Genomic DNA, 26,264 nt, shown 5'->3' on the forward strand with positions numbered 1-26,264 from the left:
CAACACACTTAAACCGAATATGTAGTTTAAAGGACGACATGACAGCAACTCTTTTATCTTTGCCTTTGCCGACCCAGAAAAAATCTGCCTCTGTACAAGACCACAAGCAATGGGGTCAATTACAAGGTAGCAGCGCGGCACTTTGCATTACGCAAGCACAAGCTCAATACAACGGCCCCATTGTGCTGGTAACTGCCGACACACCTTCGGCGCTAAAATTAGAAAAAGAGTTAGCGTTCTTTATGCCCAATGCTGGCGCCAAAACCAGTGCAGAACAAAGCAACGTACCTATTACGGTTTTCCCCGATTGGGAAACCCTACCCTACGATTCGTTTTCACCGCATCAAGATATTGTCTCGCAGCGTTTAGAAACCTTATACCGCTTCACGCAGCAGGTAAATGGCATTTTCATTGTGCCGGTAAACACGTTAATGCAACGTTTGGCGCCTACTGATTATCTCGCCAAATATTTGCTAATGTTGAATAAGGGAGACACCCTTGATAGAGACCAATTCAGGCGAAACCTAGAACAAGCAGGCTATTTGCACGTTAGCCAGGTGATGAGCCATAGCGAATTTTCGGTACGCGGCAGTATTATCGACTTATTCCCCATGGGCAGCGACAAGCCATTTCGTATTGATTTGTTCGATGACGAAGTAGACTCTATCCGCTTTTTCGATACCGAAACCCAGCGTTCTGGCGATGCGGTTGAAAAGATAAAGCTGCTGCCGGCAAGAGAATTCCCTACCGATAAAGAATCTATCACCCTTTTTCGTCAGCGCTTTTTAGAAAAGTTTGACGCAAACAACGCCTCAGAATCGGTATTTTCCCAAGTCACTAAAGGCACTATGCCCAGCGGGGTTGAGTACTACTTGCCGTTGTTTTTCGATAAAACGGCTACGCTCTTCGACTACCTACACCCCAAAAGTGTGCTGTTGTTACACGGCGATGTGCAAGATGCCAGCGAATTTTTCTGGGCCGATATTCAAGAACGTTACGAACAGCATAGATACAACCCAGCAAGGCCATTGTTGCCACCTGAAGATTTATTTTTACCGATAAATACCTTATTCGGTGCAATTAAACAGTGGCCGCGGGTAACCCTAACCCAAGACGTGATTGAAGAGAAACCCGGTAGCGTGAATTTAGGCTGCAACAAGCTTGACGACATTGCCATTAACACGCAAAAGAAAGTACCGGCTGAACAATTAATTGCCACGATAAACAACGCCAAAAAGCGCGGTGCCAAGGTACTGTTTTGCGCCGAAACCCAAGGCCGCCGTGAAGGGCTACTTACCGTATTGCAAAAAGCGGGCATTAAGCCCAAAGCGGCGGAATCGTTCAATACTTTTGTTAGTGGTAGCGACAATATCGGCATTACCGTGGGAATGGTTGAAAATAGCTTTAACTGGCGAAGTGACAGTGGTGAACTGCTATTTATCACGGAAACCGAGCTATTAGGTCACAAAGTTAGCCAACGCCGACGCCGCGACAAACGCTCCGCCACTGACGAAAGCGCCATTATTCGCAACTTGGCCGAGCTTACCACCGGCCAGCCTGTTGTGCATTTAGATCATGGTGTGGGCCGTTACATTGGCATGCAAACCCTAGATGCCGGTGGCGTTACCACTGAATACTTGTGCATTGAATACGCTAAACAGGCCAAGCTGTATGTGCCTGTAGCTTCGTTACACTTTATTTCTCGTTATACGGGCGGCGATGCCGATCATGCGCCGCTTAATTCACTAGGCTCTGATGCATGGAGCAAAGCGAAACAAAAAGCCGCTGAAAAAGTACGCGACGTGGCCGCAGAACTGCTTGATGTATACGCACGTCGTGCCGCTAAACCAGGCTTTGCGTACAATATTGACTGGGACGAATACCAAAAATTCGCCGACAGCTTCCCGTTCGAAGAAACACCCGATCAGGCACAAGCCATTGCCGCGGTTATTCACGACATGGGCAGCCCGCAAGCCATGGACAGATTGGTGTGCGGCGACGTAGGCTTCGGTAAAACCGAAGTGGCCATGCGCGCGGCGTTTTTAGCTGCGAACCAAGGTAAACAAGTGGCTATTTTGGTGCCCACTACCCTACTTGCCCAACAGCATCACGAAAACTTTAAAGATCGCTTTGCCGCATGGCCGTTTGAAATTGAAGTCATGAGCCGATTTGTTAGCGCCAAGGGCCAGAAAGAAACCATGCAGCGCCTTGTCGAAGGCAAAGTAGACATTGTAGTAGGTACGCACAAGCTGCTGTCGAACGACATTAAATTCAGTGATTTAGGCTTGGTGATCATCGATGAAGAGCACCGTTTCGGGGTACGTCAAAAAGAGAAGCTAAAATCGCTGCGTGCCGACGTAGATATTCTGACCCTTACTGCCACGCCTATACCACGTACGCTGAATATGGCCATGTCTGGCATGCGCGATTTATCGATTATTGCTACCGCGCCAGCAAGGCGTTTATCCATTAAAACCTTCGTGCAACAACGCAACAAAGCTACTATTCGTGAAGCGATAATGCGGGAAATTCTACGTGGTGGACAGGTGTACTTCCTTCATAACGAAGTAGATACTATTGCCAGAACCGCTGAAGAAATTGCCGAAATTGTACCTGAAGCGCGTATTGCAATGGGTCACGGCCAAATGCGCGAACGGGAACTGGAAAGCGTAATGAGCGACTTCTACCACCAGCGCTACAACGTGTTGGTGTGTACCACCATTATTGAAACCGGTATTGATGTGCCCAGTGCCAACACCATTATTATGGACAGAGCCGATCATTTAGGCCTAGCCCAACTGCACCAACTACGTGGCCGTGTGGGTCGCTCGCACCATCAAGCTTACGCGTATTTACTCACACCCCATCCTAAACGCATGACCAAAGATGCGGCGAAGCGATTAGACGCCATATCGAAATTGGAAGATTTAGGTGCAGGGTTCGCGTTAGCCACCCACGACCTTGAAATTCGTGGTGCAGGTGAATTATTGGGCGACGACCAATCTGGCCAAATTGCCAGCATAGGCTTCAGCCTGTATATGGACATGCTAGATAGAGCGGTAACATCACTGAAAGAAGGTAAAGAACCTTCGTTAGACGACGCCATGGCAGGCCACACCGAAGTAGAGCTTCGCATTCCTGCTTTACTGCCAGATGATTATATTGCCGACGTCAATACCAGGCTTTCGCTGTATAAACGTTTAGCCAGCTGTAAAAACCAAGACGATATAGACGAATTCCAAGTAGAATGTATCGATCGTTTTGGTTTACTACCGGAACCCGCTAAAAACTTAGTAGAAGTAGCCGAAATAAAAATAAAAGCAGAAGCCATTGGCGTGCTTAAAGTAGACTTGTCATCACAAGGCGGTACCATAGAATTTAAAGATACCACCAAGGTTGACCCTGGCTATATTATTAAGCTTGTACAAACCAAGCCAAACACTTTCAAATTTGAAGGCAGCCAGAAACTGCGTTTAGTAAAACAGACTGATACTGCAAAAGCGCGTATTGCGTTTATTAGCGATATCATTGCCGACCTTGCAAAGGAGTCGCGATAACATGAGGTTTTTTCGTTGGAGCCCACTACTTGCTGTATTGGCTTCTACCCCGTTGTTGGCAAATGACGACTGGTGGTTCGATGTTGAAGTTATTGTTTTTGAAAGAAAGGTGGCAATGTCTGCCCTTGAAGAACAGTTCGATTTAGCTGATTCATTAGCCGTTCCGGCTACCGATGCCGATGTAATAGGCGCGGTTATTACCCCCGACATTAGCATGCTAAAACAAGGCATTGCGGTTTGCGGTGAAACCAATGCGCTAGAGTGGCCAGAATTCGATTATTTTGCCAGTGCCTCAAGTGAAGCAAATGCGCAATCAAGCTCTTCAGACTATGCATCTGCCCAATCTCTTGCGCAAGCAACAAACCAGACATCGAAGGTAATATCTGAAGATACCGATTCAAATCACCCCCAATCTACTCAAACCAACTTTGCCGATGAACTGGGCTCCCAATCATTAATGGGCACACAGGCTTCAACCGACGCGTTATCAAATGACGATTTATCAGGAAATGGCTTATCGGCAGAAGAAATTGCCGGTTATTGGGCAGAATTTCTGGGGTTAGATGAAACAGAAACCGTTACTGTACCTAACCAGCCGTATTGCGTGGTGCACAAACCCTGGTTAAGTTACTACGACAGTAAATGGCATATTCATCGCCCCGACAACCGTTTACCAGCGCCCAAAGAGCTGCCAATCACTCCTGAAGGCAGCGATTGGCCATTAGCTAGCCATGCCCATTTATTAACTAAGAACGCACAAGAAATGACGTCGTTGTCACGTCAAATTAGGCAAAACCGCGACCTAACGCGTTTGTTACATGTAACGTGGCGCCAACCTGTAAAATTTGGTAAAGACGAAGCCTTTAACGTTCGCCTTTTTGCCGGTAACAATTTTTCAGATGAGTTTGACCAAGAAGGCGTAAAGCGCCCGCCGCAGCCACCTTTGCGCTTTGGCAGCACCGCGTCAATCTCTGGCACCTCTGGTTCAAACAGCTTCAATGAAAATGGCCTCGATGAAAACAGCTATCAGAATTTAGAAGAAAAAATTCAACGTTTAGATTCTACCACCAGTGGTGTTAGTGCGACTGGCGGGTTAAATGATTACCAAGGTAACAGCCAACCACTTGGGTTGAATACCAGCAGCACCGAAACTATAACAAGCGACTTCTTCTACGATTTAGATGCACGCCTTGCTAGCCCAGCGCCCATATTGTTTAAAGATTTATTGGCGTTAGATAACGCCGATGTTATCGACGATGCCGATGAAAGTAATATAAGCGCCGCATTTCGCGCGCCTATTTGGAAAGTAGATGGCAACATGAAGGTATTTTTAAAATACATAAACCGTGTGCCCTATTTACATATCGATAGCGAGCTTTTCTATCGCCAGCCTATTCCTGTTGAAGGACAAGCGGCAGCCAGCTCATCTAGCTCTATTAGTAGCATAAACAGCAACAATGAAAATGTCAGCGCTAGCCATGTTTCCGCCAACGCTACGCCGGAGTATCAATTAGTGTCGTTACCCTTTAGTGAACAGCGCCGCGTAATAAGCAACCAGCTTCATTATTTTGATCACCCCTTATTTGGCATGGTGGTACAAATTCGCCGTTACAAACGCCCAACCGCGCCTGAAGAGTAAGCTTTTAGAAGCAAAGCTTTTTTATAGACTACGCTCTTGAAGACTAGGCTTTTAAAAGGCAAGAAAAAGGATTAAATACCAGCATGAAAATTTATACCCGTTCGGGCGACAAAGGCAGTACGCAGATTTATGCCGACAAGCCAGTAAGAGTCGAAAAAGATGATGCGGTAGTACAAACCTACGGTGATATTGATGAACTAAACAGCCACTTGGGGCTATTGGCCGCTATGGTAGCCTTGCATTTAAAAGAAGATATTTACACTATTCAGCGAAACTTGTTTCAAGCTGGCTTTGCTATTTCAGCCAGTTCTACCCTAACGCAAGACGATGTTGTAAAGCTTGAAAGTGATATTGATAAAATGACGGCCACCTTGGGGCCGCAAACCACGTTTGTACTGCCTGGTGGCAGCAAAGCTGCGGCGCAAAGCCATGTATGCCGTGCTGTATGCCGACGTGCTGAACGGGCCGTAATAGTGCTATCCAAGCACTACGATGTACCTGCCGTAGTGCCCGCTTATTTAAACAGGCTGTCTGATTACTTGTTTACCTTCGCCCGCTTTTTAAATGCAGAAGCAGGGTTCGATGAAGTAGCCGTTTAAGTTCGCGTTAACAGCACACCAGCGGTGACCACAAACGCCACAATAATATTCAGTACTACGCCCTCGCGCACCATGGTTTTCACCGTAAGCTCACCACTGCTATACACAATGGCGTTTACGGGGGTTGCCACTGGCATCATAAACGCGCAGCTTGCACTGATGGCTGCTGGCATCATGAGAATAAGCGGATCGACCTCTATAGCCACCGCCGCGCTGGCCAATATTGGCATTAATAAGGTAGCAGTAGCCGTATTTGATGTAATTTCTGTTACAAAGCTTACCGACAAGCACAGCACTAAAACCAATAAGAATAAAGGTAATACGGCTAAGCCCGTTAAGCCCTGCCCCAGTAATTCACTTAAGCCCGACGCGGTAAACGCTTGCGCCAAGCAAATGCCCCCAGCAAACACCAGCAGCATTCCCCAAGGAATTTGCTGCGCGGTATTCCAGTCAAGCAAGTAGCCTTGTTTGCTGCCAGAAGGCGTAACTTCGCGCTCTCCGTTGGGAATAACGCACATTAGTACCACACCCGCTAAGGCTATGGTGCTGTCGCCCACAAAATCCATACCGAACCACGCTGTCCAATATGGCCTAAATACCCACGCCATGGCCACAAAACTAAATACCAATAGCACCCTCGCTTCTGCACTTCGCCAAGGGCCAACATCGGGTAACCCACCGGTTTTCTCGCCTTTTAAATGCCGGGTTAACCACAACGCCATTAAGGGCAATGCTACCAATACAATAGGCACTCCGGTTTTCATCCAGTTAATAAAACTAATTTCTGTGCCCGTGCTTTGCTGATACACACTCATAAAAATAATATTGGGTGGTGTACCAATAGGCGTACCCACACCGCCCACACTGGCAGCGTAAGCAATACCCAGCAACACAGCTACACCCAGTTTGGGCGAATTAGATGCATGAATAATGGCTAGCGCTATGGGCAGTAACATAAGCGTGGTGGCGGTGTTTGAAATCCACATACTTAAAATGGCCGAAGTAAACATAAAGCCAAATACCAGCCTGCGGGCACTGTTAGCCCCAGTTAACCGAATAAGGTAAACCGCTAAACGTTGATGTACGCCCGATTTTTCTAGCGACTTAGACAGCATAAACGCGCCCATCAGCAACAAGATAACGTGATTACCTAACGCCGATGCAGCTTCTTGATAGCTAATAACCCCCGCCATAGGAAAGGCGAAGAAAGGAATGAGTGCGGGCAACGCGATATGCAATGCCTCGGTAACCCACAGCATGGCCACCAGCACAGTAATGGCGGCACTAATGGCCATAATATGTGACAGACCTACAAACAACAGCACTCCATACAGAGCAACTGCGCTAACCAAGGATATTATTATTAGTTTCGGTTTAACCGGTTCCATAGCGCGACAACACCTTTAATGCGTTTTCATAAGCTGCACTGGCATGCACAGCTGGTTTGCGCCCGTAAAGTGAGGTTAAAGCCTCGAAAGTATCATTTGAATGCGGCAGAGCATCTAAAATAGACTCTGCCCCTTTCGGGTTATTACATGCCAACACCATATGGCAACCTGCCGATAATGCTGCCATGGCACGATCGACATAATTTCCGGCAACACTGGCACCGTGCATAGACAGATCGTCAGAGAACACTGCGCCATTAAACCCCAAGTCTTGCTTTAATATTTTTTGTAACCAGTGCTCGGAAAAACCGGCTGGCTTGCTATCAACTTGTGAATAAATAACGTGTGCTGGCATTACGCCATCTAGCAACTGTTTAGAAATTAGTCTTTCAAAAACAACCATATCAGTTTGTTTAATTTCTTCAAGCGGTCTTTCGTCTACCGGTAACGCCACATGAGAATCGGGGGCCACACTGCCATGCCCAGGAAAATGTTTTCCAATAGCTGGCATATTGGCAACCTGTAAGCCTTCTATAAGTGCTGTGGCTAAGGGAATCACCTTTTCTGCGGTTTCAGCGAAGGCTCTGTCGCCAATCACTTTCGATACACCGTTAATATCAAGTACAGGGGCAAAACTAAAATCGATGTCTATCTGCTTTAGCTCATGGGCCATAATTGTGCCGCAGGCTTTAGCTAGTTCTAGCGTGGCTTCGTTGACTATTGTCTCTTCTGCTTCCGGCTCTATTTCCAGTAAATCTGCCCAGTCGATATCTTTACCTGCTGCTTGCGCCTGTACCAACCCCGTTAACTTACCCATAGCAGGTAGCTTTGTAAAACCTTCACGAAAGCGTTGTACCCTGCCCCCTTCGTGATCGACCGCTATTAACAAAGGCCTTTGGGCACTTTCTCGAATTTCTTTTACCAACTGCGTAAGTTGCTGGCAATCGTAATAATTACGGCTAAATAGTATGACGCCGCCCACCACAGGATGTGCTAGTTTCTCTCTCTCTTCAGGCAATAAACGTTCTGCCTGACAGTCAAGCATTAACGGGCCCATCGTGTTTCTCGCAAACGTGTCATAAAACATCACTTCAAATTTGTGGGTAGTGTGGTTAGGATAGAGAAAAAAATGGAGTAATACACGTGTTAAATTGGATTAAGTGGTTGGTTTTTGGTGCAATTGCATTAGTCGTTTTAGCACTGGGTGGCGTTTACATGGCGTTGCACCTAAGTTTACCCACATTAGACGGTAATCACGCCACGTCTCGCATTACCGCGCCCGCAACACTTACCCGCGACTCTATGGGTCACGCGGTGATTAATGCGCAAGATAAATTCGATGCGGCTTATGCCCTAGGCTTTGCCCACGGCCAAGACCGTTTCTTTCAAATGGATTTACAACGCAGAAGCGCGTCGGGTCGGTTGGCAGAATGGGTAGGTGATGTGGCGCTAGATATTGATAAAAATGCCCGTTTTCACCAGTTCTCAGAACGCGCTGCAGCCGTTTTCGATAGTCTGCCACTTACACAAAAACAATTGCTTGTGAGTTACTCTCATGGGGTAAATGCTGCGCTAGACGAATATACCGTGCCCCCCTTTGAATACATTGCAGCTGGGTTAACACTATCACCCTGGCAGCCTACCGACAGTATCTTGGTGGCCTACAGCATGTATTTAGATTTACAAGGCGGCCAAATTGAAATTGATTTAGCCCGCACGGCCTTAAAAGAAACCTACGGCACGCCGCTATACAATTTCATTACCCAGCCCAGCCGTTATCAAGCCGCATTGGATGGCAGTGAATTGGCGCTTTACCACGCCGACGTACCGCCTTATCCTATAATATCTGAGCCGGTTTTGTCTGAACCTACATTTGAGCCTTCACCTGAGCCTAGCCCATCTAAAAGTAGCCCATCTGAGCAAGCACCTAAACCTAGTGGCAGCAATTATAATTCTGGCCCCCCTACTATTTCAGAAGTATCACTACAGTCTTACAACGCTGAAGAGCTACCAGATATAGGCAGTAACAATTGGGCGGTTACCGGAAACCTTACGGCAACAGGCAGTGGTTTACTGGCTAATGACATGCACCTAGGTTTACGTGTACCTATTATTTGGTATCGCACACAGCTTAATTACAAAGACACACACCGAAGCTCGGTAGGCGACGCCTACCCAAGCTCTGATTTATTGGCTAAAAGTACATCCGCTACAAGTGTGTCGGTAACCGGCGTATCACTCCCTGGATTACCCGGCGTGATAGTTGGCACCAACAACAAAGTAGCGTGGGGCTTCACGAATGCCAACTTAGACAACCTAGATTGGATAGCACTTGCCGACGATACCCCGACAAAAATGGTAGATGAGGTAATAGTAAGTAAAGCGGTGTCGCATACCTACACGCTAGAAATAAGCGAATACGGTCCGGTAAAACTCGTTAACGGTAAGCGCTACGCGTTAAATTGGGTGGCACATCATCCTTTTGCGGTAAACCTTGCTATTGTTGAAATGGGCACGGCGAATACCGTAGACGATGCTATTGCCGTAGGTAAAGATATTGCTATTCCTACCCAAAATATGGTGATAGTAGATGATTCTGGCAGCACAGCATGGTTACCCGGCGGCGCAGTAATGCATAGAGAGCAAGCTTCGTTTACCGCCGTTGACGAAAGCACCGTTGCGCCAATAGCGCCCTCACGCACCACCAACCTTCCGGTAGTGAAAAACCCAAGCAGCGACAGAATATGGACAGCCAATGCGCGGGTAATTTCCGCCAATGACGTAGCAAGATTGGGCGATGGTGGTTATGCCCTTGGTGCCAGAGGCCAGCAAATAAGAGATCGCTTATTTGAAAAAGATACCTTTAACGAAAACGACTTCTACGCTATTCAATTAGACAATCACGCACAATTTCTACTTCCATGGCAGCAGTTACTTTCTGGCTTGTTACTGAACGACAACATTGAATTTAAAGCCGACCTTGCTTACCTACGAAAATGGGGTGAATGCGCGTGCGAAGACTCTGTGGGTTACACCCTAGTAAAACATTTTCGCAAAGAAGTGGTAAGCCAACTGTTTGGTAAAATACTGTCTAGCATCGACAACCAAGGCGTACAAAGCCGCTCGCTACTTCGCGGTATAGAACCAGCAACATGGCAATTAATACACACCCAGCCCGATAGCTGGCTGCCTGAAGGTACTGAATCGTTTGATGATTTGCTTGTTGATGCCTATCGCCGCGCCAAGCATGCACTATTAGATGAGCACTCCCCTATTGAAGCCAATATGGAAGACTTACGCTGGGGCCGTGTTAACGCGCTTACGGTAAAGCATCCGTTTGCCGCACAAATTCCTTTCGTAGGGCATAAGCTTAATATGGATACCATTGAAGGCTTTGGTGATACCTATATGCCCGCGGTTCAATCATCAACGTTCGGCGCGTCAGAACGCTTTTTTGTTAGCCCAGGGCATTTAGATGATGCCATTCTAACCTTGCCTGGGGCGCAGTCTGGTCACCCTCTATCACCCTTTTTTAAAGCAGGCTTTAGCGACTACGCCACACAAGCCGCTACCCCATTGCTTCCTGGCAAGCCAATTCATTTGCGCCAGTGGTATCCGAAGGACGAAGGATAACGTAATGACACCTGCTATTACCTTATTAAGAAAAAAGCACATTGCGCATACTATTTTAAAGTATGAGCACGACAGCAATGCGCCGTCTTATGGCTTGGAAGCAGCCGACAAACTAAGCCTTAACCCAAATACAGTATTTAAAACGCTGGTCGTGTGCGATGAAGCCAACAAATTAGCCGTTGCTTTAGTACCCGTAAACACGAAGTTAAGCGAAAAGAAGCTTGCCAAAGTACTAAGCGTGAAGAAAATCACCATGGCGCCAAACGACACGGTAACCGCCAGCACTGGCTATTTATTAGGTGGAGTGAGCCCTTTAGGGCAGAAAAAGCGCCTAGCAACCGTGTTACATGAGAGTGCATTAGAACACGACATTATTTACGTGAGTGCAGGTAAGCGGGGTTTAGAGCTAGAAATCCCCCCGCAATGCATCATTAACTTAACGCAAGGCAAAACCGCTGATATTGCTGCTGGCTAACAGAGTCAGACGATTACTGGGGCTCATCTATGCTTAGCGATAGCGAATCACCTTCGGCACGTGCCAGCCAGCGCTGTTTTGCTTCGTTTAATGCCGCGTCACTTGGTGGGTTAGTGCCCGATAAGGCTTGTGCCATTTGAACAATAATCGCATCGCGTTTTTCAAGCAAAGCTTCAGTACGTTCGAACAAGTCGTACGCCTCTGGATATTCATCTTTTAAGTTACCCATATCTTCAAGCGCATAATAACGGGCCTCAAAGGCTTCATTAAATAGCTGGCGCTTGGCGTTAAACACCACATAATCGTAGGCTTGCTGCGAATCTAAATATTCTATGTGGGTTTGCGCTAGATGGCCTGCTTCAGCCACTACTTGCGCTTGTTCCATCCACTGATTAATGGCGTCTTTATCGCCATTTTTAACCGCTTCTTTTACCCCAGCTTGTAAATCACTGGCGTGCAGAATTTCCATTAAAGTGATAACAGGAACTTGTGCCGACGCTTGATCGCGCTGATTAGTATCTTCTGCCAAATAAACAAACCAACCCGCAACAGCAAAAACAATACACGTGAAAACAGCAACAATAATGAGAAGCGCTTTAACCACACTTTCCTCCAGACAAAATGAAATGAAACGCAGCAACAAGGTTACTGGTTTTGAATAGGCAATACAAAAAAGAGCGAGTTACCCCGCTCTTTTATCAGTATTGTAACGACCGGTAGATTACTGGTCGATAGGCGAAGAGTTTTCTACGCGACTCTTCAATTTCTGACCCGGGCGGAACGTTACCACCCGGCGCGCTTTAATAGGAATGTCTTCACCGGTTTTAGGGTTCCGGCCCGGACGTTCGTTTTTATCACGCAAGTCGAAATTGCCAAAACCTGACAGTTTTACTTGCTCACCAGCTTCTAAAGCGCCTTTTATCTCTTCGAAAAAAAGCTCTACCAGATCTTTAGCATCACGCTTGTTAATGCCCAACTTTTCGAATAGGTGTTCAGCCATCTCGGCTTTGGTCAATGCCATAGTTTACTCTCTTAACGCGGCCTCAAACTCAGATTCCAGACCTTTAACCACAGTATCTACAGCCTGCTGAATTTCAGCTTCTTCCAAGGTTTTTTCCGGATCTTGTAAGTGAAGTGACAAAGCAAGGCTCTTGTAACCAGGTTCAATTCCCTTGCCTTTGTACACGTCAAACAAGTTTAAGCCAACTAGTTGATTTACGCCAATTTCTTCTATGTAAGAAAGAATATTTCCTACACTCACTTCATCTTTCACCGTAATAGCAATATCACGGCGGTTCGATGGGAAGCGCGATACAGGCGCGGCAGACGGTAATTTACGTGCGACAACAGCTTCTACTTCAAGCTCGAACACAAATACCCGACCGTTAACACCCAACAACTTTGTAAACTGCGGGTGTATAGCACCAATATAGCCAACTTCTTCATCATTAAGCAAAATTTTTGCAGTCATACCCGGATGCAACGCACTATGCTGGGCACTTACAAAACTAAACTCACCGGTTTTACCCGTTAATGCCAGTAATGCCTCTACATCTGCTTTTGCATCGAAGAAATCTACTGGGCTGTCGCCTAAATCCCAGTGTTCTTCGTTACGACGCCCTGCTACTACACCACCAATAACCTGCTGTTGCAATACACCATTAGGCGTATCTTGTTGAGGAATAAAGCGTAATCCAGTTTCAAACAAACGTACTCTGCCCTGTTGACGCTTTTGGTTGTAAGCCGTTGCACCTAGTAACCCAGGCCACAAGCTAACACGCATCACAGACATGTCTGATGAAATAGGATGCGGCAATACCATACTTTTCGCATCAGGAAATAGTGCACTTTGAATTTTAGGGTCAACAAACGAATAGGTAATCGCTTCATTATAGCCACGGCTTAATAATAACGATTTCATCGTGTTAATCGGCAACACCGCTTCTTGTGAAGGCAACATAGACAACGCAGCGGTTGGCGCAACATGTGGAATGTTGTTATAGCCGTACACACGCGCTACTTCTTCTATTAAGTCTTCTTCAATAGCAATGTCGAAACGATAGCTTGGCGCCTTCGCTTCCCAACCTTCGTTCGTTTGGACAACGTTTAAGCCAAGACGTTCAAGCATTTCAAGCACTTGAGCATCATCAATGGTTATACCCAACACGCGGGCTAAACGATCACGTCGTAATAAAACACTGGCCTGTTTAGGCAATTTGTCTTCTTCACAGGCTTCAATAACCGGCCCTGCTTCACCACCACATATCTGTAAGATAAGGGCAGTAGCACGCTCCATAGCGTTACGTTGAAGTTGTGAGTCTACGCCACGCTCATAACGGTGCGACGCATCGGTATGTAAACCATACTGACGTGCACGGCCCATAATGGCATCACGGCTGAAAAACGCACTTTCAAGCAAAATATCTTTGGTGTCTGAATTTACACCTGAATGTAAACCACCAAAAATACCCGCCATGGCTAACGCTTTGTTGTCGTCGGCAATAACCAAGGTGTCGTCGTTAAGCTTAGCTTCGGTTTCATCTAGCAACGTAAGGGTTTCCCCCTTATTCGCCATACGCACGTTTACACTGCCTTCAATAGCAGCAAGGTTGAACGCGTGCATAGGTTGGCCAAGCTCTAACAAGATAAAGTTGGTGACATCTACAATAGGGTCGATACTACGAATACCACAGCGGCGAAGCTTTTCGCTTAACCATAGCGGCGTAGCGGCTGCTACGTTAACGTTACGAAGCACACGGCCTACATAACGTGGGCACGCTTCTGGCGCACTTAATTTAATAGCAATGCTATCGTCAATAGTGGCCGCAACAGGGCTAATAGCCGGCTCGCATACATCTAGGTTGTTCAACACGCCTACTTCGCGGGCAATACCACGAATACCCAAGCAGTCTGCTCGGTTAGGCGTTAAGTCTACTTCAATAGAAGTATCGTCTAGGTCTAGGTATTCACGAATATTGGTGCCTACTGGGGCATCGGCTGGCAATTCAATAATGCCATCGTGATCGTCACTAATGCCTAGCTCAGAAAAACTACACAACATACCCATAGAAGGTTCGCCGCGTAGTTTTGCTTTTTTAATTTTAAAGTTACCAGGCAGTACCGCGCCTACTACAGCAACGGCTACTTTAATGCCTTCACGGCAATTCGGGGCACCGCATACAATGTCGCGAAGCTCACCGTCACCAACGTTTACTTTAGTAACACGTAATTTATCGGCATTCGGGTGCTGGCCACATTCAACCACCTCCCCTACTAATACGCCGCTAAACTCGCCTGCAACAGGTTCAACACCATCAACTTCAAGGCCAGCCATGCTTAACTGTTCAGACAGTTCGTTAGCCGACAAAGCAGGGTTAACCCATTCTCTTAACCACTTTTCACTGAATTTCATGCTTACTCTCTGCCTTAGTTGAACTGTTTAAGGAAACGAAGATCGTTTTCAAAAAACGAACGCAAATCATTCACGCCATAGCGCAACATGGTTAAACGCTCTACGCCCATACCAAAGGCAAAGCCAGTGTATTCTTCAGGGTCGATGTTTACGGCTTTAAGTACATTTGGGTGCACCATTCCGCAACCTAACACTTCTAACCACTGGCCGTTTTTACCCATTACATCTACTTCTGCTGAAGGCTCGGTAAACGGGAAGTAAGACGGACGAAAACGCACTTCAAGCGACTCTTCAAAGAAGTGATGCAAGAAGTCGTGCAATATACCTTTAAGGTCGGTAAAGCTAACGTTTTTGTCTACCATCAAGCCTTCTACCTGATGGAACATAGGCGTATGGGTTTGATCGTAATCGTTACGATAAACACGCCCAGGTGAAATAATACGTAGCGGCGGCTGTTCAGCTTCCATAGTACGAATTTGAACACCCGATGTTTGGGTACGCAGCATCATGTCTGGATTAAAATAGAAAGTGTCGTGATCGGCACGCGCGGGGTGATTAGCCGGAATATTCAAGGCATCGAAGTTATGAAAACCGTCTTCAATTTCAGGGCCGGTTTTAACCGCAAAACCCAGCTCACCGAAGAACGATTCAATACGCGCAATGGTACGGCTAACTGGATGCAAGTTGCCCGGCGCTTCAGTACGGCCAGGTAACGTAACATCAATGGCTTCTTCAGCAAGCTTCTTGTTTAGCTCTTCACTGCGTAAGGCTTCACCTTTTGCAGAAATAGCTTGCTGAATTTGCTGTTTGGCCACGTTAATTTTTTGACCAGCCGCTGGGCGCTCTTCGTTAGAAAGCTTACCAAGCCCTTTAAGTAAGTCGGTAAGTTTACCTTTCTTACCCATGAATTCGACCCTAACTTGGTCTAATGTGGCTGCATCTTGTGCAGCGTCAATCAGTTCTTTTGCCTGATTGATAATAGCGTCAAGCTCCATGTTTTCCTCAATTGACATGATGACTGGATAACCACGATGCGCTATGCATTGCCCTGCAATAGGCTAAATATAGTGCGTTAAATTGTGGCTTGCCTGAATAAAGGCGACAGTTTACACGACTGATAGACATAACCGCTACCCTATATGGCTGATATTGGCAGATTTTTGTACCAAGCTAGAATAAAAGTTGCCGAATGCGGTGTTACTTAGGTGGCAAACAAGACTTTAGGTAGTTTTTAGATTGGGTAAATAAACCATAGAACAAATTTCATACAAGGCTTATTATTAAAACGCAGTATCGTTAAGCAGTGCTAATTCCTACCCAAGCCTTAACTCACATCGCGTAAAAAGGAGCTTTTATGCATTTCAAGATATTAGCTGTACTCTTATTATTTATTTCCTACAACGCGCATTCTGCGTTCATGCAATTCAATTTCACAGGCTTTGTTTCTAGTGTAGAGAACAACGCTAATTCTGAGTTTGACGAAGCCAGCTTGCTTGGCCAAACAATAAGTGGTTCGTTCACGTTAGATTTATCAACAGAAGTTTATGGCAGGCTTGAAACTAGCTGGTACTGGTGGGGGCAAGTTGAATCTGGCTTACCCGTACTGACTTCCCAATTAATCCTGGGTAGCAAAACATACAGCCTTGCTAATCAAGGTATTTACAACGCCTTTGAGGATGACTATTTTCCTGAAGAACATATTGAAATGTATAACGGCCCAGATTACGACGGCGGCCCCATTGGTGACGGCGAATATTTTAGCGATTTTGCTAGGTTTACAGAAGCTACCTCTAGCGGAGAAAGTATCTTATCCTATGCGTTAAGCATTTATTTTTTCGATATAATTAATGATTTTCTAGTATTCAGCGAAGAAACTGAACTATTCGACAAGCAGCCCGACTTCTCGCAACCGTTTTTCTGGGAAGATACAAACTTTACCGACAACAATCAGCAAGGCACTGGCTCCCTTCGTGTAAGAGAAAGCTTTTACCCTACGGCAGGCGGCTTTGAGCGCAATATTGATTCCACGCTCGGTTTTACGCTGGCTAGTGTTAGTGCTATTCGCGTGGATTCGCCAAGTACTTGGGTAATTATGATAATCTTTTTGAGTTTACTTATACGAAAGCGAGTAACTGTTAGTTAAACTGCACCAGCAAGTGGTGCATCGAGCATGGACGTTTGCTGTCAAACCAAATAATAAAAAGGAAATTTAGTGAAGAGAATTTTGTTTGTTATAAATTCTATCGGTTATGGTGGTGCAGAAAGGGCACTGGTAAATTTATTGAGTAAACCGTCGTTCTACTCTGAGTTCGATGTACATGTTGCCCTTTTAGATGATGAGCCTATTATTCGAACACTTCCTGATAACATCACGCTACACCAATTAGAAAGTAAAAGAAGCCTAGCTCGTAGCTTTATTAATTTAATGCGCCTTCAGCGCGAGTGTAAACCTGATTTATGCGTTAGCTTTCTGGTTAGGGCTAATGTGGTTAACGCTACACTTAAATTGACTTCTAAAAACAGGAAGGTCGTTTTATGTGAGCGCATGCATTTAAGTAGTCACCTCGACGGGCAGTTTAAAAACATGAAGCGGGTGTTGGCGGGTATACTACCCAAATTGACCTATCGTCTTGCTGACGCTGTAATTGGGGTTTCAACTGGCGTAACAAATGATCTTGTTGAAAACTTTAGCGTTCCAGCTACCAAAGCTACAACTATATTTAACCCCTACAATATTTCACAAATTGAAGAACATTCAAAAATTGAACCTGAATTTGCATTGCCTGACTCTTTTGTTGTTAGTACAGGAAGGCTAACGCCAAGCAAAAACGTAAAAGGTTTGATAGATGCTTACTTGGCATCGAACGAAAGCGCTCCCCTTTGTATTCTTGGGGAAGGTGAGCAAAAAGCAGAAATAGAAGATTACATTGTACTTAAAAATGCGAAGCAGAAAGTGTTACTACTTGGGTATGCTGAAAACCCTTTCGCCATTGTATCAAAAGCCAAATATTATGTTTCCGCATCGTTGAATGAAGGTTTTCCCAATGCGCTTGTAGAGGCCATGGTTTTGGGCTTACCAGTAATAATGACAAATTGCCCTTCTGGACCTGCCGAAATACTAAATGAAAACCCACAATATACGAGTGATAAGCTCACAGAAGCCAAACACGGCTTGTTAGCCCCCCTCAATAACACCTTAGAATTAACTCGGGCCTTTAACCTGTGCAGCGAAGAACCTATTCGCACCAATTACGCTATAAAAGCTAGAAAGCGAGCTGAAGATTTTTCTATAGAGGCTATTGCTAATGAATATTGGCAATTTTTGCGACAAACGTTACTGCAGCATTGAGTTGAATAAATTGAAGTGTTCGTGTGCGTTCGCTTCCCATGTATTATTCGATTGCAGAAATTCAGCCGATTTACTTCTGTAAATTGAATAATCTTCAGCATTAAGTTTTGCGGTAAGCGCGGGCACATCGCCCTTTTTAACATAACTTTTTTCGTTAAGTTTGAACTCACGGTGGGCAGGGATATCACTGGCTACTATAGGTGTGTTGGCCGACAAAGCTTCAGCTACTACTAGGCAATACCCCTCCATATATGAGGGATTCACTAGAAGTGCAGCATTTTGGTAAATAGTAGCCAGATTGGCACCAGTATGAGCACCTGCAAAGATAATATTTTCGCTGCTATACTGAGTAATCTTTTTAACGTAATCATTAGCGATATAATTATCGCCTACAATGACCAACTTTAACTTAGTCGGGTGCATTGCCAAGTAAGCATCTATAAGGTTATCGAAGCCTTTTGTTGCGTCTAACCTTCCAACCGCTAAAAGATACTGTTTTGGTTCTAAACCTAACGCCTTTAAAAACGCGTCTTGCTTTATTTGAGCAGGTACGTTGCTGAGTGAGCCAGCATTACGAATAACTAGCCGTTTTTGTAATAAAAACGGAAAGCGGGCATCTAACTCTTCTTTTACCGAAGCGCTTACGCAAATAATTCGTGAAGCAAACAGAACAGTAAACAACTCCCCTACTTTCAATATTAGCTTGGCGTACCATTTCCATTTAGGACGTTTATAGTCAGGCGAATGATGTGTAACTACGGTTTTAAACCCTAATAGCCGCGAGAACAAACTAAAGAACCCAGGACCTATTCCATGAAGGTGCATAATTTTAGGGTGGATGAAGATACGGGCGTAACACAAAGCGACAAACGTATGAAAAAAAGTTTCAAACCCAGAAATTTTCAGCGCCCTTATTACTTTTACGTCAACGTTTTCGTATTGGTAACTTTCTTGCTGTTTGTAGGGCAACCTAGTAATAAGGGTGATTTTATATGAAGGGTGCTCTTTAAGTATTAAGGGGTATAGCTTTTGACAAATTGTTTCCACACCGCCGACAAAGTTTGGTACCCCTCTTGTGCCGACAACACACACATGTGACATCAATAATTTCCCTACTAGCCTACGTTACCTGAGTTTTCAGTAAGTTTAGTATGAACTGAATTCAGATACACAAAATAATTACGCACAGCACTGAATAAAAATGAAGTTAGTACTTTATTTGTTCCGACTAATCGCTTGTGTAGTTTAAAACGTATTACTAAACTGTAAGTCTCTTCCGTAAAAATACGTTTTTAGCACCTGTACTTCCGTATTTTTTATCTTTTCCGTAACAGCCAAAGGATTTTCTCATGAAATCCCAAACCGTGTCTTATAGACAATTGTTCTCTATTTTTATTGCCACTATGTTAATGACGCTGGCATCTTGCTCTGTGTCGAAACATTCTGATCAGGCTAGCTCAGTAAATAACCAGCTAGGCGCCGCAATTCAATCACATCTTGCTGCGAGCCACGCCAGTAGTGAAAACGAATTATCTACCGCGCTATCAAAAATGAAGGTGTCGAAGGCTTCTAAAGTAGTCGTTTCACAACACAAAGCCAATATTATTAATCTTTATCGCACAGATACGTTATTGCTAGTTATGCAAAACAAATATCGCGACAATAAACTTGCAGAAAACTTGGCTAATAACAAGGATACACCTTCAGCTATTTCTACCCTTGTGAGGTTGTTTCCAATTGATGCCTATAGAATTCTGACATACGTTACCGAAAACAGTTTAATAAACGAAGATACACTCTTAGCAATCGCTGTTGAAAACAATCTAGACCCAACTATCGTTTTAGAAGCCTCTGCAACAGGAATGGAAAATAGCGTTACTCCGCTTATACACTCAGCGGGAATTGTAATTTACGGTCAAGACGAAGATAACTCAAGTGAAGTAAGATATAGAGAAGTGGGCGATAACACATGGCTTCCAGCCTTAGAGCTTGCATGGGAGCCCATATATGGCGCACTCTCTGGTAGTATTGTTCATTTGAATGCCGATACAGCCTATGAGGTTGAAGTTGAAATAACCGGCTACGAGGGAGATACACAAGAATACTCATTTAATTTTAAAACGCGCCCAAACTCCCCCCCTATTGATCCGAATAAAATATACTACCTTTCAGAAATATACTCCGGCGGTCTTTTAGACCTAGAAGCGTTAAATATTTACGGTAGTGAAGATGGCTACGCAAAAATAATAGGAGATGGCCAGACTGTTCAAGCATCAGATGATGTGGTAGCGGCAATAAACATTGGCTCTCAATCTTATATCGTTTTAGAGAACCTTACTATTGAAGGTGGAAAGCGCTATGGTATTTATGCAAAAAACTCCCATCACATTTGGATTCGGGGGTGCAATATTTCTAAATACGGTCAGCTTCCTGGTTACTATAAAGATAATATAGGATATGTCTCTGAAACTAGCTCATCGCCCATTAACTATGATTCAGGCATATATTTAGAGCGCTCTGGTGTAGTTGTTATTGAAGACTGTGAAATACATAGCCCTAATCACAAGGCTAATCACTGGGGAGATGGTCACCCCAAAGGCCCTAATGCAGTTCAAGTTTGGGCATACCATCCAGAGGAAAAATACAGAGGCCAAACAATAATAAGAAATAATAAATTCTTCGGAACTGACACTCATCGGTTTAACGATGTGATTGAAGGGCGAAAAAATACAGAATTGACTGGCGGATTCGTAAGAGATTCCGCGATTTACGGCAATTATTTAGCCTTCGCAAATGACGATTTACTAGAGATAGATGGGGGCCAAAGAAATATTCTCGTATATAACAATGAATTTACGAAAGGCTATGCTGGTATTAGCATTGCACCAAATAGATTAGGCCCAAGTTACCTATTTCACAACTATATTCATGATCTTGGCGACGAAAGGGGCAAAGAATGGACTGCTATTAAAGCAGGAGGCTTGCTATCAAAACCAAGTGGCAAAACTTACGTAATAGAAAACTTCATAAATACTGACCGTAATGGGATATCGGGCTCTAGCGTGGGTGGCGACAAGACATTCTGGATGGAAGCTAACAACAATATAATTATTAATCGATTACATAATACAGCAGTCGGTTTGGGGATTTATGATATCGAAAAGTATCACTTATCAAAATTTACCAATAACCTGATTTTTAATACTAAAATAAACCGACCGAATTTAGATGTAGCGCTTGAGAACTTGGTTGAACACCCTTTAACCAACGATGCTGCATATGTCTCATCAATTGATAATACCCCTACTTTCACCCTGCCTTTACAGAGTGAGTTTATATTACCGAATTTTTCTAGAAGAGAACTTGTTCCACAAGCACCTACTGCTGATGAAAATAGCACTAGCTTTATAAATATAGACTCTCAGCAACTAACTAAATTCGATAACCAAACAAAATATGGTGAACCTATTGTAACCAACAACAATAGAATAAAGCTTTCCGGAAACAGCTGGTACAAAATACCAGTAGATATTAATGTAAATTCCGGAACGACTATGTCTTTGGATTACGAAATAAATGGAAGCGCTGAAATTATTGGCATAGGACTTGAAACAAATAACTCACTGACAGCATCAAAGGTTCTTAGATTCGCGGGTTCTCAGGAGTTTGGAAACAATCTAGTTAACCTCCTAGATGGTGGTACTAGTGGGAAATTGGAAATTGAACTTAGCAAGTATCATTTAGGAGCTCTACGCTATATAGTATTCATACTAGATAACGATAATATAGAGCGAATAAATAATAAAAGCTCTGTTACATTTTCCAATCTAGAAATTACAACTTCACCAGAGAGCGGCACCGAAAATCAAGACGAAATACTTGTTCCGATCGGGATACAAAACTAAATTAAAAATTTCAATTTTAACGAAGTAATTAGGAGTTACACGAATATGCAAGGTTCTTTGAAAACGAAGGCTGAGAATTTTTTATCACGTTACCCGAAAGTCTTCTTTTGCCATATTCCTAAATGCGCAGGCGTATCTTTATCAAATGCTATTCATGCTTCTTTATATCCCAGTTTTTTTAAAGCCACACGCTTATCAAGCAATATCGATTTAGCTGGAAGCAAGGTGAGTTCTGAACTTCTTAATATTGATATGACAACCGCTAGAGAGGTTCAGTTAGCTAGTAATCTAAATGACAAATATAAAAAATTTATTACTGGTCATTGTCGTGCACGGCCTGAATTTGTCGATAGATTTGGGGATAGCTGGAATTTCATTACAATCCTTCGCGACCCCAGTAAAAGGTTCGTTTCAGAGTTCGTGTATAACAAATTTAAAGAATCTGACTGGGGAAAACATGACGATGAAATAGGAGACTATTTAGAGTCACCTTTCGCTAGACACTCTGCTACCACTTATGCACGATACTTCTCAAATTTTACTGATGCTGACGAAATTTTGGAAAATGAAAACGAAGCTATTGATTCTGCTGTGAAAAATCTTCGAAAATTCAGTGTCGCTGGTACATTAGAGAATTTAACTGATTGGCAGAACAAGTTTAATAGCCAGTTTAGCACCAAAATAAAAATTGATAATAAAAACTCAAGTCCCAATAAGTCTTTAACTTCGGATCTTTATGATAACGCTGAAACCATGGAGCGTATCAATACTCTTAGTAAAGTCGATAAAGCGATATATCAAGAGGTTCTAGACCCCCAATAAACTTCATGATTAATGGGGTGTGTTGTCAGGCTTTTTTACACAGAAAAAAAGACACACAAAAAAGAGTAATTAAATCAGTATTTTATATGATTGGCCCATTTTATGCATTATGCTATAAAGTTATATTTAAACTTCGCCGCAAGGCAAGCATTGAGGATTTAAAATGAAAAATATCAAGCAGTCATTGATAATTGCATTAACGTTAGTGTGCGGTGCAAGCTTTTCGGCTAACGCTTCGTTCATTAATTTTAACGACTACACGACTTCAGATTACGTAAATCAAGCTATTACCGGCAGTGCTACTTCTAGCGCTGATGGTTCAACCCTGACGCTAACTGGTAACCTTTGGGTAACTATCAGCGAATTGTTCATAATCACCCCCGATTCTACATTGTACTTTACAATGGAAGCATTCGGAAATGAGGCCGAATGGTATGGTATTGGTTTTGATGACAACGATTCTGTAACAGCAAGTACACTTTTCCAGTTAGGTGGTGATGAAGGTACTCGTGCAAACCAGATTTCTTCTTACAGCTTCGGTGATGGGGCAGTTGATTTTGCTATTGATGTCGGTACATTTTTTACTGGAAGCTACGACAAACTGGTTTTCATTTTAGATTCAGATAGAATTTCTGGTGCTTCACTATCATTTAGTAATGTCGAAATCTGTAATGACACTACAAATTGTGAATCGTTGTTATCAACACCTCCTTCACCTATCTCAGCTAACGCACCAGCTGCACTTGGAATGTTCGCTATGTCTTTATTCCTACTTGCAGCAGGCAGAAAGCGTTTGAAATCTTAGCTTTCGGTAGATGACCCGATGAGATTTTAGTACAGCTCATTTCTAAAAGAATGTTAGGCCTGAATTCGATGTTTTCGGATTCGGGCCTTTTAGTTTTTGATTTACGGGCTTGTTTAGTGAATTCATCCGTATATTCTTCAATAGTTTAAGTGATATTCAAATGTTATTGAAAATTTCCACTTACCAAAAAACTACTTAGTTTTAAAAATTGAAATTAAATTTGGAACAATTACCTTTCCTAAATTTGTTTTATAAATTTTTGCTAAAATTAAGACCACTGCAAGTTTCCAAGTAAGTGGCTCCCCTTTAACGAACCTCAAGTAAAAATCTAAGTTTCTACCATTCTCATTCAATAGACTATCTGTGCATTTACTAGCAATTAACCCAGTTATATTTTTATTAGGATATCTAAACAAGCCTGCGTGAACTCCATACAAATCTATCAAATCTTTACCATACAACTTACGATCCCGATAACACTGTCTAGCAAACTCAGCTAAATATTTTTGAAGGAATTGCTTAGCCCCATCAGTTGAGACACCATCTTTCATGAACATACGTCGTTCGTACAGGTACTCTTGAATGATTTCAACTTCGCAGTGGTCTATCATCAATAGCCATAAATCAAGATCCTGAGAAAACTTGAAGTATGGTCTATATCCACCGACTTTATCATAAAGGCTTCGTCGAAACATTACCTCTCCGTGCCCTAAAGGGTTTGATCCAGCCAGAAAATCATCAGCAGAAATATGACTATTGTTGTAGCCCCTTTTTTTCCTAGCCCCATCATTTTTGCCACCAAAAACAACATTTTCAAAAAGACAGCTAACAATCCCTACTTGAGGTTTATTTTCCAATACTTCTACCTGCTTCTTGATGCGAGAAGGCAATGAGACATCACCTGCACCTTGAATAGCTATATAAGCACCTTTGGAAGCATCTATGGCAGCCCTAATAGCGCCAACAAACCCCGCATTTTTCTGATGAATCACTCTCAAACGTGCGTCATCAAACTCATCTAGAAACGTCCCAGTCAACGGATCGGTACTACCATCATTAACAACAATCACTTCAAATGAATTAAAATCTTGATCTAGTAGCGATTGAACACACTCTTTTACGTATTCACTTCTGTTGTAATACGCTACACATATCGAAACGTTTATATCATCCATGTTAAATGAACCTTAAATTTAGTAATTTTACTGTTTATACTCTGCGTTTTTGCTTTAAAACAGCCTTGAATAAATTATCCTTAATGTCTTTACTGAAAACCCTAAATGACAACATTGAGATAATAGAGGAGAGAACAAAACCAACAAGAGAAAATAAAATAGATAATGCTATTGAAATCCATTCAGAGTCATAGAAATTTAATTCTAGAAATTTCCTGAAAAACAATGAGGAACACACAAATATTATACAAGAAAAAATTGACGGAACAATGTAATCCTTAAAATCAGAAAACAGCATATATTCATGTCGAACTAAAAAATAAATCTTATAAATTGAAATTAGATTTATTACTACAGCCTGAACAGCAATATATTCATAAAAATCTAATTTATAACACAATAGTCCAGTTAATATAAAAGCTGAAATAAAAATAACATTTAACTTAAATAAAAGTATATTTTTCCCTTGGCTTATTAAGATTAAGCCAAAATACCAGGATAAGCACTGTGCGATAGCCGTAAATGAAAGTATTTCAACAATACTGACGGCGGGCTCCCACTGTTGACCAAATATTGTTGTTACATAAAACTCCGCATAAACCCCTATAGCTATCAATACAGGAGCTATCATAAATGTAATATAAGAAATAAACTTTGCGAACGCTTTGCTTTTGTTTGCAGATTTCGACGCATAACTTAAAACTACAGGTCTCAACGAGGTTAGTGAGAGTTGTTGAATTAGTCGTGTAAATTTTCTAGATATGTTAAGAATCGCCAGACTACCAGCACCGTGAATTATACTAACAAACAGATCCATCATTCGTGTAGACCAAAAATTCATAATTTCAGAGCCTAACAATGGTATAGAAAACTTGTAGCACTCTTTGAAATATGTAAATGAGAATGTAAGTCCAGGCCTATATTTAACAATCACTTGCAAAATAATTGTATCAATTATTACTTTGCAATATTGATAGATTACCAAGGCCCATGCACCATAATCATCGAACGCACAATAAACGCTAATAATTCCTGCCACTAGTGTAGACAGTAAATTCCGGAGAGATAGACTTTTAAAACTAAAGTTTCTTTGAAGAAGGGCCGTCTGAACAATATTAAATGAAGATATGGCAGGTAGGAAAAGAAGTACCTTGAAAACATCCTGCATTAAGTCGGACTTATTAATAAAGAATAAATCCATCACCAAATAGAAAATTAACGAAACCAATATTGAAACCAGTACGACAGAGAAGGTACACGTGTCAATAAATATATTATTAACTTCTTTTCTTGTTAAAATAAAATCTTTTACACCACTACTTATAATTACGGTGATAAACTCTAAAAAGAGCATTGCGAAAGCAACGACACCAAACTCTTCTACGCTTAAAAAGCGTGCGAGCATAATATATATTGCTAAAGAAACGCCCCTCTCAACAAACTTGACTCCTAACGTCCACGAAGAAGAGTTTAGTACCGAAATTGTTTTTCCCATAAAACTTGTA

19 protein-coding genes are annotated in these 26,264 nt (G+C 43.1%); 10 read left to right on the forward strand and 9 right to left on the reverse strand.

Annotation, left to right across the window (positions count from 1 at the left end; all coding sequences use genetic code 11):
- The first annotated feature begins 38 nt into the window (after nucleotides 1–38).
- From mfd to FLAVO9R_RS10160, 3 genes are all read left to right on the forward strand, one after another.
- Complete coding sequence (mfd, locus tag FLAVO9R_RS10150) at nucleotides 39–3,557, forward strand: transcription-repair coupling factor (RefSeq protein WP_159530965.1); 3,519 nt, start codon at nucleotides 39–41, stop codon at nucleotides 3,555–3,557.
- A 1-nt stretch (nucleotide 3,558) separates the two neighbouring features.
- A complete protein-coding gene (locus tag FLAVO9R_RS10155) occupies nucleotides 3,559–5,196 on the forward strand; it encodes a CsiV family protein (RefSeq protein WP_159530967.1) in 1,638 nt (545 codons plus the stop codon).
- 83 nt (nucleotides 5,197–5,279) lie between these two features.
- Entirely contained in the window at nucleotides 5,280–5,795 is a 516-nt protein-coding gene (locus tag FLAVO9R_RS10160; protein WP_159530969.1) for a cob(I)yrinic acid a,c-diamide adenosyltransferase, read from the forward strand.
- Here the strand turns inward: FLAVO9R_RS10160 and FLAVO9R_RS10165 are convergent.
- Together FLAVO9R_RS10165 and nagZ are read right to left on the reverse strand one after the other, a co-directional pair.
- Entirely contained in the window at nucleotides 5,792–7,183 is a 1,392-nt protein-coding gene (locus FLAVO9R_RS10165; RefSeq protein ID WP_159530971.1) for an SLC13 family permease, read from the reverse strand. The genes FLAVO9R_RS10160 and FLAVO9R_RS10165 overlap by 4 nt on opposite strands.
- Nucleotides 7,170–8,228 (reverse strand): beta-N-acetylhexosaminidase, encoded by a 1,059-nt coding sequence (gene nagZ / locus FLAVO9R_RS10170; protein ID WP_232370624.1) that lies wholly within the window; start codon nucleotides 8,226–8,228, stop codon nucleotides 7,170–7,172. The genes FLAVO9R_RS10165 and nagZ overlap by 14 nt, the downstream gene beginning before the upstream one ends.
- A gap of 98 nt (nucleotides 8,229–8,326) precedes the next feature.
- Here nagZ and FLAVO9R_RS10175 point away from each other — a divergent pair, with 98 nt between their 5' ends.
- On the forward strand, nucleotides 8,327–10,816 hold the full coding sequence (locus tag FLAVO9R_RS10175; protein WP_159530975.1) for a penicillin acylase family protein: 2,490 nt from the start codon (nucleotides 8,327–8,329) through the stop codon (nucleotides 10,814–10,816).
- 4 nt (nucleotides 10,817–10,820) lie between these two features.
- Nucleotides 10,821–11,291: a Cys-tRNA(Pro) deacylase gene (gene ybaK / locus FLAVO9R_RS10180; RefSeq protein WP_159530977.1), complete on the forward strand. Its 471-nt coding sequence runs from the start codon at nucleotides 10,821–10,823 to the stop codon at nucleotides 11,289–11,291.
- Nucleotides 11,292–11,304: 13 nt separating this feature from the next.
- Here ybaK and FLAVO9R_RS10185 read toward each other — a convergent pair whose 3' ends face one another.
- From FLAVO9R_RS10185 to pheS, 4 genes are all read right to left on the reverse strand, one after another.
- Complete coding sequence (locus FLAVO9R_RS10185; RefSeq protein WP_159530979.1) at nucleotides 11,305–11,895, reverse strand: hypothetical protein; 591 nt, start codon at nucleotides 11,893–11,895, stop codon at nucleotides 11,305–11,307.
- 117 nt (nucleotides 11,896–12,012) lie between these two features.
- Nucleotides 12,013–12,312 carry an integration host factor subunit alpha gene (ihfA, locus tag FLAVO9R_RS10190; protein WP_013784550.1) on the reverse strand — a complete coding sequence of 100 codons (300 nt, stop codon included), beginning with the start codon at nucleotides 12,310–12,312 and terminating at the stop codon, nucleotides 12,013–12,015.
- A gap of 3 nt (nucleotides 12,313–12,315) precedes the next feature.
- Nucleotides 12,316–14,703 carry a phenylalanine--tRNA ligase subunit beta gene (gene pheT / locus FLAVO9R_RS10195; RefSeq protein ID WP_159530981.1) on the reverse strand — a complete coding sequence of 796 codons (2,388 nt, stop codon included), beginning with the start codon at nucleotides 14,701–14,703 and terminating at the stop codon, nucleotides 12,316–12,318.
- Nucleotides 14,704–14,717: 14 nt separating this feature from the next.
- Nucleotides 14,718–15,698, reverse strand: a complete 981-nt coding sequence (gene pheS / locus FLAVO9R_RS10200; RefSeq protein ID WP_013784552.1) for a phenylalanine--tRNA ligase subunit alpha — start codon at nucleotides 15,696–15,698, stop codon at nucleotides 14,718–14,720.
- Between the two features lie 359 nt (nucleotides 15,699–16,057).
- On the opposite strand from pheS, the gene FLAVO9R_RS10205 reads away from it, so the two are divergent.
- Both FLAVO9R_RS10205 and FLAVO9R_RS10210 read left to right on the forward strand, forming a co-directional pair.
- Entirely contained in the window at nucleotides 16,058–16,846 is a 789-nt protein-coding gene (locus FLAVO9R_RS10205; RefSeq protein WP_159530983.1) for a hypothetical protein, read from the forward strand.
- A gap of 69 nt (nucleotides 16,847–16,915) precedes the next feature.
- The gene (locus FLAVO9R_RS10210; RefSeq protein WP_159530985.1) at nucleotides 16,916–18,052 is read left to right on the forward strand and encodes a glycosyltransferase; all 1,137 of its coding nucleotides are present in this window, start codon (nucleotides 16,916–16,918) and stop codon (nucleotides 18,050–18,052) included.
- On the opposite strand, the gene FLAVO9R_RS10215 is transcribed toward FLAVO9R_RS10210, so the two are convergent.
- Nucleotides 18,038–19,153, reverse strand: coding sequence for a glycosyltransferase family 4 protein (locus FLAVO9R_RS10215; RefSeq protein WP_159530987.1), 1,116 nt, complete (start codon nucleotides 19,151–19,153; stop codon nucleotides 18,038–18,040). The genes FLAVO9R_RS10210 and FLAVO9R_RS10215 overlap by 15 nt on opposite strands.
- 248 nt (nucleotides 19,154–19,401) lie before the next feature.
- On the opposite strand from FLAVO9R_RS10215, the gene FLAVO9R_RS10220 reads away from it, so the two are divergent.
- The 3 genes from FLAVO9R_RS10220 (at nucleotide 19,402) to FLAVO9R_RS10230 (ending at nucleotide 23,584) form a co-directional block, all read left to right on the forward strand.
- On the forward strand, nucleotides 19,402–21,957 hold the full coding sequence (locus tag FLAVO9R_RS10220) for a right-handed parallel beta-helix repeat-containing protein (protein ID WP_159530989.1): 2,556 nt from the start codon (nucleotides 19,402–19,404) through the stop codon (nucleotides 21,955–21,957).
- A gap of 45 nt (nucleotides 21,958–22,002) precedes the next feature.
- Nucleotides 22,003–22,779 (forward strand): sulfotransferase family 2 domain-containing protein, encoded by a 777-nt coding sequence (locus FLAVO9R_RS10225; RefSeq protein ID WP_159530991.1) that lies wholly within the window; start codon nucleotides 22,003–22,005, stop codon nucleotides 22,777–22,779.
- Nucleotides 22,780–22,942: 163 nt separating this feature from the next.
- A complete protein-coding gene (locus FLAVO9R_RS10230) occupies nucleotides 22,943–23,584 on the forward strand; it encodes a hypothetical protein (protein ID WP_159530993.1) in 642 nt (213 codons plus the stop codon).
- A gap of 191 nt (nucleotides 23,585–23,775) precedes the next feature.
- Here the strand turns inward: FLAVO9R_RS10230 and FLAVO9R_RS10235 are convergent, their stop codons facing one another.
- The gene (locus FLAVO9R_RS10235; protein ID WP_159530995.1) at nucleotides 23,776–24,759 is read right to left on the reverse strand and encodes a glycosyltransferase family 2 protein; all 984 of its coding nucleotides are present in this window, start codon (nucleotides 24,757–24,759) and stop codon (nucleotides 23,776–23,778) included.
- A gap of 34 nt (nucleotides 24,760–24,793) precedes the next feature.
- Nucleotides 24,794–26,254, reverse strand: a complete 1,461-nt coding sequence (locus FLAVO9R_RS10240; RefSeq protein ID WP_159530997.1) for an oligosaccharide flippase family protein — start codon at nucleotides 26,252–26,254, stop codon at nucleotides 24,794–24,796.
- Between the last annotated feature and the right edge of the window lie 10 nt (nucleotides 26,255–26,264).

It is taken from the genome of Alteromonas sp. 38, from assembly GCF_902506055.1.
Lineage (GTDB): Bacteria > Pseudomonadota > Gammaproteobacteria > Enterobacterales > Alteromonadaceae > Alteromonas > Alteromonas lipotrueae.

Excerpts from the sequence above, each read along its gene's own strand:
- FLAVO9R_RS10165 (WP_159530971.1), bottom strand. The coding sequence starts at position 7,183 with ATGGAACCGGTTAAACCGAAACTAATAATAATATCCTTGGTTAGCGCA.
- FLAVO9R_RS10230 (WP_159530993.1), top strand. The coding sequence starts at position 22,943 with ATGAAAAATATCAAGCAGTCATTGATAATTGCATTAACGTTAGTGTGC.
- FLAVO9R_RS10160 (WP_159530969.1), top strand. The coding sequence starts at position 5,280 with ATGAAAATTTATACCCGTTCGGGCGACAAAGGCAGTACGCAGATTTAT.
- FLAVO9R_RS10240 (WP_159530997.1), bottom strand. The coding sequence starts at position 26,254 with ATGGGAAAAACAATTTCGGTACTAAACTCTTCTTCGTGGACGTTAGGA.
- pheS (WP_013784552.1), bottom strand. The coding sequence starts at position 15,698 with ATGGAGCTTGACGCTATTATCAATCAGGCAAAAGAACTGATTGACGCT.
- ihfA (WP_013784550.1), bottom strand. The coding sequence starts at position 12,312 with ATGGCATTGACCAAAGCCGAGATGGCTGAACACCTATTCGAAAAGTTG.
- mfd (WP_159530965.1), top strand. The coding sequence starts at position 39 with ATGACAGCAACTCTTTTATCTTTGCCTTTGCCGACCCAGAAAAAATCT.
- FLAVO9R_RS10220 (WP_159530989.1), top strand. The coding sequence starts at position 19,402 with ATGAAATCCCAAACCGTGTCTTATAGACAATTGTTCTCTATTTTTATT.
- pheT (WP_159530981.1), bottom strand. The coding sequence starts at position 14,703 with ATGAAATTCAGTGAAAAGTGGTTAAGAGAATGGGTTAACCCTGCTTTG.
- FLAVO9R_RS10155 (WP_159530967.1), top strand. The coding sequence starts at position 3,559 with ATGAGGTTTTTTCGTTGGAGCCCACTACTTGCTGTATTGGCTTCTACC.
- FLAVO9R_RS10235 (WP_159530995.1), bottom strand. The coding sequence starts at position 24,759 with ATGGATGATATAAACGTTTCGATATGTGTAGCGTATTACAACAGAAGT.
- FLAVO9R_RS10205 (WP_159530983.1), top strand. The coding sequence starts at position 16,058 with ATGCATTTCAAGATATTAGCTGTACTCTTATTATTTATTTCCTACAAC.
- FLAVO9R_RS10225 (WP_159530991.1), top strand. The coding sequence starts at position 22,003 with ATGCAAGGTTCTTTGAAAACGAAGGCTGAGAATTTTTTATCACGTTAC.
- nagZ (WP_232370624.1), bottom strand. The coding sequence starts at position 8,228 with ATGCTTGACTGTCAGGCAGAACGTTTATTGCCTGAAGAGAGAGAGAAA.
- ybaK (WP_159530977.1), top strand. The coding sequence starts at position 10,821 with ATGACACCTGCTATTACCTTATTAAGAAAAAAGCACATTGCGCATACT.
- FLAVO9R_RS10215 (WP_159530987.1), bottom strand. The coding sequence starts at position 19,153 with ATGTCACATGTGTGTGTTGTCGGCACAAGAGGGGTACCAAACTTTGTC.